This is a genomic window from Nocardioides currus (assembly GCF_003057875.1).
In the GTDB taxonomy this organism is placed as follows: domain Bacteria; phylum Actinomycetota; class Actinomycetes; order Propionibacteriales; family Nocardioidaceae; genus Nocardioides; species Nocardioides currus.
Genome location: NZ_PYXZ01000004.1, coordinates 221,179 through 234,692, shown reverse-complemented (window position 1 = coordinate 234,692; position 13,514 = coordinate 221,179). Strand labels below are relative to the sequence as shown.

Here is a 13,514-nt window from a genome sequence, read left to right as displayed (position 1 = left end):
GACGCCATTGTGGTCGTGCCGCCACCCGAGGTCGATCGGGTTCTAGTCTGGCGCCGTGCCCCGCGCCCTCCTGCTCGCGCTCCTGCTGGTCCTCGTCGCGGCGCCCGCGCGCGCCGACTCCGAGCTGCCGCCCCTGACCAACACGGTGGCCCCGTCGATCGGCGGCACGACGAAGGAGGGGCAGGTGCTCCGGGCACACCCCGGTCGCTGGACGCCGCGGCGCACCGAGACCCACTACCGCTGGCTGCGCGACGGTGAGCCGATCGCACGTAGCAACCAGCGCTCCTACCGCCTCACGGCGCTCGACGTCGGGACGCGGCTGAGCGTCGAGATCCGTGCCCGCGCCGACGGCTACGCGTGGACGGCCGTCACCTCCGCGCCGACCACCGAGGTCGACTACCGCACGCCGGTGCGCCGCCGCGTCACCTACTCCGTCGCCACGCGCGGGCGGATCACCACCAGCGTCGCGACGTTCAGGCGCCAGGCGCAGGAGACGTACGCCGATGCGCGGGGCTGGCGGGCGGGTGGCATCGCCTTCCGGAGGGTCGCGCGGGGCGGCGACTTCACGCTGGTGCTCGCGCAGGCCTCGACGCTGCCGAGCTTCGGGGCGGAGTGCTCGACCACGTGGTCGTGCCGGGTCGGCCGGTTCGTGGTGATCAACCAGGACCGGTGGAAGTTCGCCTCACCGGCGTGGAACGCGGCCCACGGCACGCTGCGCGACTACCGCCACCTCGTCGTCAACCACGAGACCGGGCACTGGCTCGGGCACGGTCACAGCGGTTGTCCCGGGCCGGGTCGCCCGGCGCCGGTGATGATGCAGCAGTCGAAGGGGCTCGACGGCTGCCGGTTCAACCCCTGGCCTACGCCCGCGGAGCGGTGACCTCCACCGAGGAGACGTCGAGGTCCTGCTGCACGTCGTGCTCGCTGCCGGGGACCGCGCCCAGGCCGAGCAGGTCGAGCGCGAGGTTGGCGACGTCGCCGTTGCGGACGGGCTGCGCGCCGGTGTAGCCGGGCCGGCTGCGACCCGGGTCGGTGTAGTCGGGGTTGAGGTCGTACAGGTCGGTGCCGGCCTGGGCGCCGGAGCCCCACACGAGGAACGGCACGGTGTAGTTGTGGGCCTTCGTCGGGTCGCCGTGACCGCCGTTGGCGAAGCCCTTGCCGCCGTGGTCGGCGGTGATGATGACGGTGGTGCGGCCGGTCTGTGCGGGGTTCTGCTTGATCGCCCGGATCACCGCGCCCACGCGGCGGTCGGCACGGCGTACGGCGCGCAGGTAAGCCTTCCCCATGAAGCCCTTCGCGTGGCCGACCGCGTCGGTCTCGGAGAGGTGGAGCAGGCGGAAGGCGCGCGGCTGCGAGAGCAGGTCGGTCTTGAAGGAGCGGACCAGGGCGTCGTTGTCCTCGATGATGGTCTGGGTGTCGGTCGCATCGGGCCACGAGCGGTCCCACAGGGAGAACTTCGTCTTGCTGGCGAAGAAGCCGGACGACAGGCCGGCCTGGTCGACGACGGTGAAGACCGAGTCCACCGGTCCACCAGCGGCCGCCTGCACCGTGGCCGGCACCATCCGGTCGTCGTTCCAGGTGACGCCGTGGCCGCCGGTCGCCGCCTCGATGCGCCGCCCGGTCACCATGCCGGTGTGGTTGGGCAGGGTGATCGTCATCTCCTGCTCGGTGCGCGCGTTCAGCGTGCTGGCGCCCTGCTTGATGATCCGGTGCAGGTTGGGGGTGCCGGAGCGGCCGAGCCTGCGCAGGGCCGGCGGGTTGAACCCGTCGAGCGAGATGGCCACCACCGAGTCGGTGACTGCGTCGGCCCGACGATCTGCCCGACGATCCGCGTGGCGCTCGGACGCAGCTCCGGCCGGGGCAGGCGCATCGCCGACGGCGGCGCAGGCAACGCCCCCGGAGGCCGTGAGGACGAGGGTGGTGAGGACGACTCCGAGGCGTGACATGCGCCCAACCCTAGGTGGGCGTGGCCGTCCGGCCCGCCACCCCCGGCCGCACGGGTGCGTCTTGAACGGCGGGACCGGACGAGGCAGACCCTCAGGCCAGCGCGGCGCGGATCGCCTCGGCCGGGGCGGTGGTGGGGCGACCGATCAGCCGGGACAGGTCGCCGGACTCGACGAGCAGGTCGCCGCGGGCGATGCCGAGGTCGGAGTCGGCGAGGACGCCCGCGAAGGCCTCCGGGACGCCCGCGCCGACGAGAGCCGCGACGAGCTGGTCGGCCGGCAGGTCGGTGTAGGAGATCTCGCGACCCGACGCGGCGGCCACCTCGGCGGCGTACTCCTCGAGGGTGATGGCGGTGTCGCCGCCGAGCTCGTAGGTGCGTCCGGCCTGGTCGTCGGCGACGAGGGCAGCGGCGGCTGCCGCGGCGTAGTCGGCCCGGGTGGCGACGCTGACCCGGCCACCGCCGGCTGCGCCGAGGACGGTGCCGTGCTCGAGCACCGGCGCGAGCTGCTCGGTGTAGTTCTCGACGTACCACGAGTTGCGCAGCAGGACCGTGGGCAGGCCGGACGCCGCCAGCAGCTCCTCGGTGCGGCGGTGGTCCTGCGCGAGGAGCATGGGGTTGCTGTCGGCGCGCGGGATGCTGGTGTAGCCGATCAGCTCGACGCCGGCGTCGCTCGCGGCGGCGATGACGTTGGCGTGCTGGCCGACCCGGTCGCCGCCGACCGCGTTGGAGGAGACGAGCAGGACGCGGTCGACGCCGGCGAAGGCCTCCTTGAGCGAGGACGGGTCGGTGTAGTCGGCGCGACGGGTCTGAACGCCGAGGGCGGCGAGGTCGGAGATCGCGTCGAGGTCGCGGGCCGTGGCGACGACGTCACCGGCGGCGACGCCGCGCTCGAGGAGGGCGTGGACGGCGAGGCGGCCGAGGTGTCCGCTGGCGGCGGTGACGAGGTAGGTGGTCATGGTGGGTCCTTCGGGTCGAGGGGAGTGGGCTGTCGTCCGGCCCAACGGACGGAGGTCCCCGATGCTTCCCGTTGGTTAGTACCCACTTTGAAGTAAGGTACCTACATGAAGGTGAGTGCCCAGCTCCGCGACATCTACCCCGACGGCGTCTTCCCGGCCGCGTGCGGCAGCCGGGTGCTGCTGGACCACGTGATGAGCAAGTGGGGCGTGCTGGTGCTCCTGTCCCTCTCGGAGGGCGAGCCGCTGCGCTGGAGCGAGCTGCGCCGCCGGGCGGAGGGCGTGAGCGAGAAGATGCTCGCCCAGACCCTGCGCACGCTGGCCGCCGACGGCCTGGTCACCCGCGAGGCACGGCCGGTCGTCCCGCCGCACGTGGAGTACTCCCTGACGCCCTCCGGCCAGGAGCTCGCCACCCACCTGGTGCCGCTGATGCAGTGGATCGCCGGGCACGCGGGCGACCTGCCCTCCACATGACCCGTCCCATGCCGTGTGACCGGGCCAACGCCGCCGACGGCGTGCCTTTCGCGACGGGCAGCCCTAGCCTTGGCGCGTGCCAACCGTGACCAGAGAAGCCCCGATCGGGATCTTCGACTCCGGCTTCGGCGGGCTGACCGTGGCGCGCTCGGTCATCGACCAGCTGCCGCACGAATCCATCCGCTACGTCGGCGACACCGCGCGAGCGCCGTACGGCGCCAAGCCGATCAGCGAGGTCCGTGAGTACGCCCTCGAGTGCCTCGACCACCTCTACGCCGAGGGCGTCAAGGCGCTGGTCATCGCCTGCAACTCCGCCAGCGCCGCCATGCTGCGCGACGCCCGCGAGCGCTACGACGTCCCGGTCGTCGAGGTGATCCTGCCCGCCACGCGGCGCGCCGTCGCCGCATCCGCCACCGGGCGCATCGGCGTCATCTGCACCCGCGCCACGGCCGAGTCGATGGCCTACGACGACGCGTTCGCCGCGGCGCCGCACGTCGACCTCCTCACCCGCGCCTGCCCCCGCTTCGTCGACTTCGTCGAGCAGGGCGTGACCGGCGGCAGCGAGCTGATCGACGTCGCCCACGAGTACCTCCAGCCGCTGGTCGAGGCCGACATCGACACCCTCGTGCTGGGCTGCACCCACTACCCGTTGCTCACCGGCGTCATCTCGATGGTCATGGGCGACGGCGTCACCCTGGTCAGCTCGGCCGAGGAGTGCGCCAAGGACGTCTACAAGCTGCTGGCCCGCACCGACCTGATGCTGGAGAGTGGCGAGGCCACCTACTCGTTCGCGACCACCGGCAGCCCCGACGAGTTCGAGACCCTCGGGCGCCGCTTCCTCGGCTCCGAGCTGCTCGGCGCCTCGCAGTTCGCCGGAGGCCTGTCGTGAGCGCGGCGCGCCTCACGGTCATCGGCTGCTCCGGCTCCTACCCCGGTCCGGAGTCGGCCGCCAGCAGCTACCTCCTCGAGGCCGAGCACGAGGGCCGCACCGTCCGCATCCTGCTCGACCTCGGCAACGGCGCGCTGGGCGAGCTGCACCGCTACGTCGACCCGCTGACGATCGACGCGGTGTTCCTCAGCCACCTCCACGCCGACCACTGCCTCGACATGTGCGGCTACTACGTCATGCGCAAGTACCACCCCACCGGCGCCCAGCCCCGCATCCCGGTGTGGGGACCGGGCGACACCCCCGGTCGGCTCGCGCGCGCCTACGACCTGCCGCTCGACCCCGGCATGACCGAGGAGTTCGACTTCCGGCCCCACGGCGAGGCCGTGACGGTCGGGCCGTTCGTGGTCGAGTCGCGACCGGTGGTCCACCCCGTCGACGCCTTCGCGCTCAAGGTCACGGTGGGCGGGCGCAGCCTCGTCTACAGCGGCGACACGGGTGCGTGCCCCGAGCTGACGTCGCTGGCCACCGGCGCCGACCTGCTGCTCTGCGAGGCGTCGTTCCGCGACGGCGTCGACAACCCGCCCGACCTGCACATGACCGGGTCGGAGTGCGGGACGACGGCCACCGAGGCCGGCGTGGGCCGTCTCGTCCTCACCCACATCCCGCCGTGGCACGACTCGCAGGACGCGCTCACCGAGGCCCGCACCACCTGGTCCGGCCCGCTCGACCTCGCCGTGGCCGGGATGGTCATCGACCTCTGACGCCTCGGCGACTCAGACGAGCCCGGCGTCGTGCACGACCATCGCGATCTGCACGCGGTTCGTCGAGTCGAGCTTGTCGAAGAGCCGCGAGACGTGCGCCTTCACGGTCGGCACCGACAGGTGGAGCTCGCGGGCGACCTCCGCGTTGCTCAAGCCGCGACCGACGCACACCGCGACCTCCCGCTCGCGCAGGGTCAGCGTCGCCAGCCGCTGCTCGGCCACGCTCGAGCGGCCCTGCGGCTGGCCCGACCGGATCCGGTCGAGCACGGTGCGGGTCACAGCGGGCGAGAGCATGGCCTCGCCGTTCGCCACGCGGCGTACGGCGCTGACGATCTCGTGCGGGGGAGTGTCCTTCAGCAGGAAGCCGTCGGCGCCCGCGGCGACTGCGGCCACGACGTGCTCGTCGGCGTGGAAGGTCGTCAGCACGATCACCGACGGAGGGTCGGGCAGCTCGACGATCGCCCGGGTCGCGTCGAGCCCGTTCATCACGGGCATCCGGATGTCCATCAGCACGACCCGCGGCCGCTCCCGCTCCACCGCCGCGACGGCCTCGGCGCCGTTGCCGGCCTCGCCGACCAGGACAAGGTCGGGCTGCCCACCGAGCATCAGCGACAGAGCCGAGCGGACGAGGGGGTCGTCGTCGACGACCAGCACCCGGATCATGTCGACCACGGTATCCACCCGCGCAGGACGAACGTCGTGCCCTCGCGACCGTGGACGAGGGTGCCGCCGCGCAGCTCGGCCCGCTCGGAGAGCCCGACCAGCCCGAGGCCGGCGCCGGGTGCCGATCCGACCGCGAAGCCGAGGGGGTTGCGGATCTGGAAGTCGATGCCGTCCGCGGGGGAGCCGCTCAGCGCGATCCGTACCACTGCCCCGGGCGCGTGCTTGGTGGCGTTGGTGAGCCCCTCCTGGATGATCCGGTAGAGCGCTCGCCCGACGACGTCCGGCACCTCGCCATCCGAGCGGTCGACGCGGTCGCTGAACTCCACGTGCAGGCCGTTGTCCCGCGACTCTGACACGAGGGCGGCGAGGTCGGAGTAGGTCGGCTGCGGGCCGTCCACCAGCTCGCCGGTGGCCTGGTCGCGCAGCACGCCCAGCACTCCGCGGAGCTCGTTGATCGCCTCGTTGGACTTGCCCTGGATCTCGCCGAGCCCGGCGCGCAGCTCGTCCGCCTCGAGGTCGTCGCGGAAGGCCAGCGCGGCGGACTGCATCGAGATCTGGGTGATGCGGTGCGCCAGCACGTCGTGCATCTCGCGGGCGATCCGCTCCCGTTCCTGGCTGCGCCCCTGGGCGACCCGCAGCTCCTGCTCGGCCTCGGCGCGCGACGCCCGCTGGTGCAGCGTCCAGAGCAGCTCGCGGCGTGAACCGAGGTACATGCCCCAGCCCATCATCGCGGCGTTGGTGACCAGATTGATCACGACCGAGACCCAGATGGGGCCGCTGAGGTCGAAGGGCGCGTAGAGCGTGTAGGTCATCGCGCAGGCGAAGTTGAGCAGGCCGATCCCGATGATCGGCAGCGGCCGCCGCAGGGTGGCCACCGACACCGCGCTCAGGGTGGCGGGACCGGACGCCAGCCCCGAGAACGCGCTCATCACGGCCACGATGGCCGCCACGGTGACGGGGGCGCGCCGACGGAACACGACGAGGACGAACGCGGCGACGCCGAGCACGACCTCGCCCCAGAAGATCGCCCGGTGGTCGTTCCACTCGTTCGCCGTGGCCTGCGACCAGACGACGAGACCGAAGACCAGGCAGACGGCGAGCCGCCACGCGTGACGGAACGGCGTCAGCTCGGGCCGGGTGTCCTCGGCTCGCAGTCGAGCAGGCGGGCCGTCCATGCGCCAAGGCTAGGCGACGGGCACCCCTACTTAGGTAGGGGAGGGATCGAGCCCTGCGACCGATGTGGGGGCCGGCCGCGGCCGGGCAGGCTGGAGCCATGATCCGCGTGAGCTCACTGACCAAGCAGTACGGCGACTTCACCGCCGTGAAGGACGTGACCTTCACCTGTCGACCCGGTCGGGTGACCGGCTTCCTGGGCCCCAACGGAGCCGGGAAGACCACCACCATGCGCGTGATGGTCGGCCTGACGCCGGCCACCGCCGGTGAGGTCACCATCGGCGGGCACCACTACCGCGACATCCCCAACCCCGGCCGCCACGTCGGCGTCCTGCTCGACGCGTCCGCGCAGCACGCCGGACGTACGGGCCGCGAGATCCTCGCCCTCGGCGCCAAGCAGATGGGGCTGCCGGCCGGCCGCGTCGACGAGATGCTCGACCTGGTGAGCCTGTCCGACACCGAGTCCTCGCGCCGCCTGCGCAACTACTCCCTCGGCATGCGCCAGCGCCTCGGCATCGCGCACGCGCTGCTGGGCGACCCGTCCGTGCTGATCCTCGACGAGCCGGCCAACGGCCTCGACCCGGCCGGCATCCGCTGGATGCGCGGGCTGCTCAAGGACTACGCCGACCGGGGCGGCACGGTGCTGCTCTCCAGCCACCTCCTCAACGAGGTCGAGCTGGTCGCCGACGAGATGATCCTCATCGGCCGCGGCCAGATCGTGGCCAGCGGCACCAAGCAGGAGCTGCTCGCCGGTCGTTCCGGCGGGGGCACGCACGTCACGGCGCTCGACGTCGCGTCGCTGTCGTCCGCGCTCGAGTCGGCCGGCTACACCGTGTCGGCCGCCGGCGACGGTCTCCGCGTCGAGGCCGACCCCGTGCAGGTCGGCCAGGTCGCCGCCGACAAGCAGATCGTCCTCACCGACCTCCGGCCCGCCGAGGGCGGACTGGAGAACCTGTTCCTCGAGCTCACCGCTGACACCCAGCGCGAGAGCATCACCAGCGAAGGAGTCGCGGTATGACCGCCGTCTCAGCGGACGCGTCGCCCACCATCGACCTGTCCGGCACCGAGCAGGTGCCCTTCGGGCGCCTCGTCTCCGTCGAGCTCCGCAAGATGCGCGACACCCGCGCCGGGTTCTGGCTGCTCGCCGTCACCGGCGGGCTGCTCGTCCTCGCGCTCGGCATCACCCTGCTGGTGGTCGCCCTCGACGACGAGGTCACCGTCTCGGCCAACGCGTTCTCCCAGATCATGACGATCCCGGTCTCGCTGCTCGTCCCGGTGCTCGCCATCACCAGCATCACCAGCGAGTGGAGCCAGCGCACGGGCCTGGTGTCCTTCACCCTCGAGCCGCACCGGATGCGCGTGGTCTGGGCGAAGTTCGTCACCGTGCTGGTCCTGGCGGTGGCCACCATCGCGCTGGCGATCGTCCTCGGCGCGATCGGCACCCTGCTGGCCTCCGCGATCACGGGCAACGACCCGGTCTGGAACCTCGAGGCCGACGTCTTCGCGTGGACGCTCTTCCAGCAGATGGCCTACTTCACGATGGCGTTCGCCTTCGGCCTGGTGTTCCTGAGCTCGCCGGCCTCGATCGCGATCTACTACGTCGTCTCCCTGCTGCTGCCGTTCATGGTCTACGGCACGCTCTACGCCTTCTTCGACTGGGCCCAGGACCTCATCCCGTGGATCGACTTCGGCTTCGCGGTCGGGCCCTACGTCGGTCAAGGTCCCGACCCGAGCGTCGAGCCGAGCACCACCACCCTGATGCAGGTCATCGTCACCTTCGTGATCTGGATCGTCCTGCCCTTCGCCGTCGGCCTGCGCCGGGTCGCAAGGGCCGAGCTCAAGTAGCTCCCACCGACTGGCCCCCCACGGGGGAGGGGCCAACACCGAGCCGGGTCCGGTCTTCCACGGGGATGACCGGGCCCGGCTGGCGTCTGCCCCCGTCGGCCCAACTAGGTTGGAGCCCATGACGAACCTCTCCACCCCCGCCCGCGCCGACGGTCGCGCGGACGACCAGCTCCGCCCGATCACGATCACCCGCAACTGGCTCGACCACGCGGCCGGATCGGTGCTCGTGGAGTTCGGCGGCACCAAGGTGCTGTGCGCGGCGTCGGCCTCCGAGGGCGTGCCGCGGTGGCGCAAGGGGTCGGGCCTGGGCTGGGTGACGGCGGAGTACGCCATGCTCCCCGCCTCCACCAACACCCGCTCCGACCGCGAGTCGGTCAAGGGCCGCATCGGCGGGCGCACCCACGAGATCTCTCGCCTGGTCGGCCGCTCCCTGCGCGCGATCATCGACTACAAGGAGCTCGGCGAGAACACCATCGTCATCGACTGCGACGTCCTGCAGGCCGACGGCGGGACGCGCACGGCGTCGATCACCGGGGCGTACGTCGCACTGGCGGACGCGGTCTCGCACCTGCGCTCGACCGGCGCGCTGACCGGTGAGCCGCTGACCGGCTCGGTCGCCGCCGTCAGCGTCGGGATCATCGACGGCGTCCCGCGGCTCGACCTGCCCTACGAGGAGGACGTGCGGGCCGAGACCGACATGAACGTCGTGATGACCGGCGCCGGCTCGTTCGTCGAGGTGCAGGGCACCGCCGAGGGCGCGGCCTTCGACCGCGCCGAGCTCGACGCGCTGCTCGACCTCGCGGCGAAGGGATGCGTCGACCTGACCCGCCTCCAGCAGGAGGCGCTCGCGCGATGAGGGTCTTCCTCGCCTCGCGCAACGCCAAGAAGCTCGTCGAGATGCAGCGCATCCTCGCCGAGCACGTCGACGGCGTCGAGGTCGTCGGGCTCGACGACGTGACCCACTACGACGAGCCCGTCGAGGACCAGCCGACGTTCGAGGGCAACGCGCTGCTCAAGGCGCGTGCCGGGTTCGCCGCCACCGGCCTGCCGAGCATCGCCGACGACAGCGGGCTGTGCGTCAGCGCGCTCAACGGCATGCCCGGCGTGCTGTCGGCGCGATGGTCGGGACCGCCCAAGTCCGACGCCCGCAACAACGACCTGCTGCTGGCCCAGCTCGGCGACGTGCCCGACGAGCGGCGCGACGCGTGGTTCGAGTGCTCCATCGCCTTCGTCGGCGCCGACGGCGCGGAGCTCGTCGAGCACGGCCGGATGCCCGGCCGCATCATCCACGAGCCGCGGGGGAGCGGCGGGTTCGGCTACGACGTCCTCTTCGTCGCCGACGAGCACGCCGAAGCCGACCTCACCTCCGCCGAGCTCGACCCCGCCGAGAAGGACCGCATCTCGCACCGCGGCCAGGCCCTGCGCGCGCTCGCCCCGCGGATCGCCGCCGCCCTCGCCTGATGCCCGGGCCTGACGCCCGCGCCTGACGCCCGCGCCTGACGCCCGCGCCTGACGCTGCGGCGCGTCGGACGTGACGAAGTCCGCAGGGCGCGACCCGTCGAGCGTGCGCTGCGCGGCGTACGGAGACTTCCACACGTCCGACGCGCCGGAGACAGGTCAGGCGGTGACCGACGCCGAGCTCGCCGCCACCCGGCGGGAGACGAACATCCCCCACAGCGCGGCGAGCGGGAACATCAGCAGGCCGTAGACCGCCGCGGGCACGGCGATCTCGGGCTCGTCGAGGACGTTCTCGGCCACGAAGATGGCCAGGGTCGCGTTGTGCACCCCGATCTCGAACGACGAGGCGATGGCCTGCTTCTCCACGACGCCGACCGCACGCGGGACGACGAATCCGACGACCAGGCTCACCAGGCAGAAGATCACGACCGCCAGCCCCACCTTCGCGAGGTAGTCGCCGACGTTCTCCGCCTCGCCCGCCAGGATGCCCAGCACCAGCACCGCCAGGATCACGGCCGAGGCGATGCGCACCGGCTTGTCCATCCGTGCGGCGAACCCCGGCGCCCGGTCGCGCACGACCATGCCGATCCCGACGGGGAGCAGGATCAACGCGAAGACCTTCACCACCTCGGCGAGCGGCATCGACACCTCGTCGCTCAGGTCGAAGTAGCCGATCGCCAGGTTGGTGATGATCGGCAGTGTGGCGATCGCGATGATCGAGTTGATGGCGGTCAGGGTGATGTTGAGGGCGACGTCGCCGCGGAACAGGTGGCTGAAGAGGTTGGCGGTCGTGCCGCCCGGGCTGGCGGCCAGCAGCAGCATGCCGATGCCGAGGAGCGGGGGCAGGTCGAGGAGCACGACGAGCCCGAAGCAGATCGCCGGCAGCAGCACCAGCTGGCAGGCCAGGGCGACGACCACGGCCTTCGGGTGCTGACCCACCCGCCGGAAGTCGGCCGGCGTCAGATCGAGCCCCAGCCCGAACATGATGATCGCCAGGGCGATGGGCAGCCCGATCTCGGTCAGCGCGGAGTCCATGAGCGGACCCTAGCGACCAGGGTGGTGCCGCGGAGCCGATTGCGGGACCTGCAGGCACACCGCATTGTCGGAACTGATGTGCCGAAGGGGGGACTTGAACCCCCACGCCCGAAGGCACGGATACCTAAAACCCGCGTGTCTGCCGTTCCACCACTTCGGCTGAAGCGCGCCCAGTCTAGGAGGCCGGGTCTCGTGGTTGGGTGAGCGTGGGTCGCGAGGAGTACTTACCCCTGCTGCGTCCCGCGAAGTTCGGGGTCTGCCGGTGGCAGTTGGGACAGAGGAACCTGAGGTTGGACAGCAGATTGTTGTGGTAGTCGCCGTCGACGTGGTCGACCTCGAGCGTCAACGGGAGCCCTTGCCAGGTGCCGTTGCATCCACAGAGTGCGCACGCATAGTCCAGGCCCGACTCGACCAGGGCGCGGGCGAGCATGTGTGGCTTTGCCCGAGGGGATCCATCCGGCAGGACGACCAGGATGCGATCCGCGGCCAGTCTTCTCGACGAGTGGCCGGTCGAGGACTGACGCCGGAAGTGGGAGGTGTCGATGTCGAAGGCCTTGATCGCTCGGCTCAGGTGGGCGTGTGCCCCTCCTGTCGGACGCAGGCCGAAGTATCGAAGGACGCCGGCCACGGAGGTCGACGCCTGCACGGCGTCGACCAGCAGCTCGCGCGTGTACTTCCGCCGGACGATCACGCTCGCACGCTAGGCGCGAGCACCGACAGCCGCGACCTCAGTCGAGACCGAGGTCCCGCCGCAGCTTCGCGACGTGGCCGGTGGCCTTGACGTTGTACTGCGCAAGCTCGACCTTGCCGTCCTCGTCGATGACGAAGGTCGAGCGGATGACGCCCTCGACCGTCTTGCCGTACAGCTTCTTCTCGCCGTACGCGCCGTAGGCCTTGTGCACCTCGAGCGCCTCGTCGGAGAGCAGGGTGAGGGTGAGCTGGTCGCGCTCACGGAACTTCGCGAGCTTGGCCGGCTTGTCCTTGGAGACGCCGAGCACCTCGTAGCCGGCGCCCTGGAGCGAGTCGAGGGACTCGCTGAAGTCGCAGGCCTGCTTGGTGCAGCCGGGCGTCATCGCGGCGGGGTAGAAGTACAGGATCACCTTCCGGCCGCGCAGGGCGGACAGCGTGACCTCCGAGCCCGCGTCGTCGGTGAGCGTGAAGTCGGGGGCGGGGTCGCCGGGGGCGAGGCGGGTGGTCATCCTGTCCTCCTGGGTAGGTCGGGGTCGCGCTACATGCAATAGAGTCGCAGGAGCGATCGACGGGCACACCATCCAAGCATCCCGTCGGCCCGAGGCGAGAGCGAGATGACCCATGCACGTGCCTGACGGCTTCCTCGACGCCCCGACGTCCGTCGCGACCGGAGTGGTGGCGGCGGCCGGCGTGGCCGTGGCCCTGCGCGGCGCGCGCCGCGAGCTCGACGACCGCACCGCCCCGATGGCCGGCCTGGTCGCGACCTTCGTGTTCGCCGGGCAGATGATCAACTTCCCGGTCGCCGGCGGGACCAGCGGCCACCTCCTCGGCGGCGCGCTCGCCGCCGTGCTCGTCGGCCCCTGGACCGGCGCGCTGTGCATCAGCGTGGTCCTCGTGGTCCAGGCCCTGCTGATGGCCGACGGCGGCATCACCGCGCTCGGCACCAACATCACCCTGATGGGCATCGTCGGCGCGGGCACCGGCTGGCTGGTCTTCGCCGGGCTGCGCCGCCTGCTGCCGCGCCGGCTCTCGCTGGTCGCGCCCGCCGCCGGCGTCGCCGCGCTCGTCAGCGTCCCGGCCGCTGCGCTGGCCTTCACGCTCCTCTTCGCCGTCGGCGGCACCGCGCCGATCGATACCTCGACCGTGCTCACCGCGATGCTCGGGTGGCACACGGTCATCGGGATCGGCGAGGCCGTCATCACCACCCTGGTGATCGGCACGATCGTCACCACGAGGCCCGATCTCGTGTACGGCGCACGCCCCCTGCTCGCCGCCCGCGAGCTCGAGGTCCGCACCACCGCGGAGGCCGCCCGATGAAGCGCAACGCGAAGTTCTACGCCGGGTTCCTGCTGGTGGCGCTGCTCATCGCCGGGGTCGGCAGCTTCTACGCCAGCTCCCACCCCGACGGGCTCAACTACGTCGCCGAGCAGACCGGGTTCATCGACCAGGAGAAGGCGTCGGCGACCTCCGACGGCCCCTTCGCCGGATACTCCACCCGCGGCATCGACGACGACCGGCTCAGCGGCGGCGTCGCCGGCGTGGTCGGGTCGCTGACCACGCTCCTCGTCGGCGGCGGCCTGTTCTGGGTGCTCCGGCGTCGCCGTACCCACACCACAGACCCGGCCTGA

General features: G+C 71.7%; 17 protein-coding genes and 1 tRNA gene. 10 read left to right on the top strand and 8 right to left on the bottom strand.

Annotated features, from left to right (window positions below; genetic code table 11):
* Nucleotides 1-55 precede the first annotated feature (55 nt).
* Nucleotides 56-880, top strand: a complete 825-nt coding sequence (locus C7S10_RS11525) for a DUF3152 domain-containing protein (RefSeq protein WP_108344574.1) — start codon at nt 56-58, stop codon at nt 878-880.
* On the opposite strand, the gene C7S10_RS11520 is transcribed toward C7S10_RS11525, so the two are convergent.
* Entirely contained in the window at nt 861-1,946 is a 1,086-nt protein-coding gene (locus C7S10_RS11520; protein ID WP_108344573.1) for an alkaline phosphatase family protein, read from the bottom strand. The two genes, C7S10_RS11525 and C7S10_RS11520, sit on opposite strands and share 20 nt — an antisense overlap.
* A 91-nt stretch (nt 1,947-2,037) precedes the next feature.
* Nucleotides 2,038-2,901, bottom strand: coding sequence for an NAD(P)H-binding protein (locus tag C7S10_RS11515; RefSeq protein ID WP_108344572.1), 864 nt, complete (start codon nt 2,899-2,901; stop codon nt 2,038-2,040).
* Nucleotides 2,902-3,006: 105 nt separating this feature from the next.
* Here C7S10_RS11515 and C7S10_RS11510 point away from each other — a divergent pair, with 105 nt between their 5' ends.
* The 3 genes from C7S10_RS11510 to C7S10_RS11500 all read left to right on the top strand — a co-directional run bounded on the left by C7S10_RS11510 (nt 3,007) and on the right by C7S10_RS11500 (nt 5,022).
* Nucleotides 3,007-3,372, top strand: a complete 366-nt coding sequence (locus C7S10_RS11510) for a winged helix-turn-helix transcriptional regulator (RefSeq protein ID WP_108344571.1) — start codon at nt 3,007-3,009, stop codon at nt 3,370-3,372.
* A 76-nt stretch (nt 3,373-3,448) separates the two neighbouring features.
* Entirely contained in the window at nt 3,449-4,261 is an 813-nt protein-coding gene (gene murI, locus C7S10_RS11505) for a glutamate racemase (protein WP_108344570.1), read from the top strand.
* Complete coding sequence (locus tag C7S10_RS11500; RefSeq protein ID WP_108344569.1) at nt 4,258-5,022, top strand: MBL fold metallo-hydrolase; 765 nt, start codon at nt 4,258-4,260, stop codon at nt 5,020-5,022. The genes murI and C7S10_RS11500 overlap by 4 nt, the downstream gene beginning before the upstream one ends.
* 12 nt (nt 5,023-5,034) lie before the next feature.
* On the opposite strand, the gene C7S10_RS11495 is transcribed toward C7S10_RS11500, so the two are convergent.
* A complete protein-coding gene (locus tag C7S10_RS11495) occupies nt 5,035-5,685 on the bottom strand; it encodes a response regulator (RefSeq protein WP_108344688.1) in 651 nt (216 codons plus the stop codon).
* Nucleotides 5,682-6,860, bottom strand: coding sequence for a histidine kinase (locus C7S10_RS11490; protein WP_108344568.1), 1,179 nt, complete (start codon nt 6,858-6,860; stop codon nt 5,682-5,684). Before C7S10_RS11490 ends, C7S10_RS11495 begins: the two co-directional genes overlap by 4 nt.
* A gap of 98 nt (nt 6,861-6,958) precedes the next feature.
* On the opposite strand from C7S10_RS11490, the gene C7S10_RS11485 reads away from it, so the two are divergent.
* The 4 genes from C7S10_RS11485 (at nt 6,959) to rdgB (ending at nt 10,164) form a co-directional block, all read left to right on the top strand.
* Nucleotides 6,959-7,876: an ABC transporter ATP-binding protein gene (locus tag C7S10_RS11485; protein WP_108344567.1), complete on the top strand. Its 918-nt coding sequence runs from the start codon at nt 6,959-6,961 to the stop codon at nt 7,874-7,876.
* Entirely contained in the window at nt 7,873-8,703 is an 831-nt protein-coding gene (locus tag C7S10_RS11480) for an ABC-2 transporter permease (RefSeq protein WP_108344566.1), read from the top strand. Before C7S10_RS11485 ends, C7S10_RS11480 begins: the two co-directional genes overlap by 4 nt.
* Before the next feature lie 118 nt (nt 8,704-8,821).
* The gene (gene rph / locus C7S10_RS11475; protein ID WP_108344565.1) at nt 8,822-9,559 is read left to right on the top strand and encodes a ribonuclease PH; all 738 of its coding nucleotides are present in this window, start codon (nt 8,822-8,824) and stop codon (nt 9,557-9,559) included.
* Complete coding sequence (gene rdgB / locus C7S10_RS11470) at nt 9,556-10,164, top strand: RdgB/HAM1 family non-canonical purine NTP pyrophosphatase (RefSeq protein ID WP_108344564.1); 609 nt, start codon at nt 9,556-9,558, stop codon at nt 10,162-10,164. Before rph ends, rdgB begins: the two co-directional genes overlap by 4 nt.
* Before the next feature lie 156 nt (nt 10,165-10,320).
* Here rdgB and C7S10_RS11465 read toward each other — a convergent pair whose 3' ends face one another.
* From C7S10_RS11465 to bcp, 4 genes are all read right to left on the bottom strand, one after another.
* Nucleotides 10,321-11,196, bottom strand: a complete 876-nt coding sequence (locus C7S10_RS11465) for a bile acid:sodium symporter family protein (protein WP_108344563.1) — start codon at nt 11,194-11,196, stop codon at nt 10,321-10,323.
* Nucleotides 11,197-11,275: 79 nt separating this feature from the next.
* Nucleotides 11,276-11,356: transfer RNA gene (locus C7S10_RS11460), tRNA-Leu, on the bottom strand.
* Between the two features lie 15 nt (nt 11,357-11,371).
* Complete coding sequence (locus C7S10_RS11455) at nt 11,372-11,887, bottom strand: HNH endonuclease signature motif containing protein (protein ID WP_207769339.1); 516 nt, start codon at nt 11,885-11,887, stop codon at nt 11,372-11,374.
* 37 nt (nt 11,888-11,924) lie between these two features.
* Nucleotides 11,925-12,395 carry a thioredoxin-dependent thiol peroxidase gene (gene bcp, locus C7S10_RS11450; RefSeq protein WP_108344562.1) on the bottom strand — a complete coding sequence of 157 codons (471 nt, stop codon included), beginning with the start codon at nt 12,393-12,395 and terminating at the stop codon, nt 11,925-11,927.
* A gap of 112 nt (nt 12,396-12,507) precedes the next feature.
* Between bcp and C7S10_RS11445 the strand changes: the two genes are divergently transcribed.
* Together C7S10_RS11445 and C7S10_RS22215 are read left to right on the top strand one after the other, a co-directional pair.
* Nucleotides 12,508-13,203, top strand: coding sequence for an energy-coupling factor ABC transporter permease (locus C7S10_RS11445; RefSeq protein ID WP_165807124.1), 696 nt, complete (start codon nt 12,508-12,510; stop codon nt 13,201-13,203).
* Nucleotides 13,200-13,514 (top strand): PDGLE domain-containing protein, encoded by a 315-nt coding sequence (locus C7S10_RS22215; RefSeq protein ID WP_165807123.1) that lies wholly within the window; start codon nt 13,200-13,202, stop codon nt 13,512-13,514. Before C7S10_RS11445 ends, C7S10_RS22215 begins: the two co-directional genes overlap by 4 nt.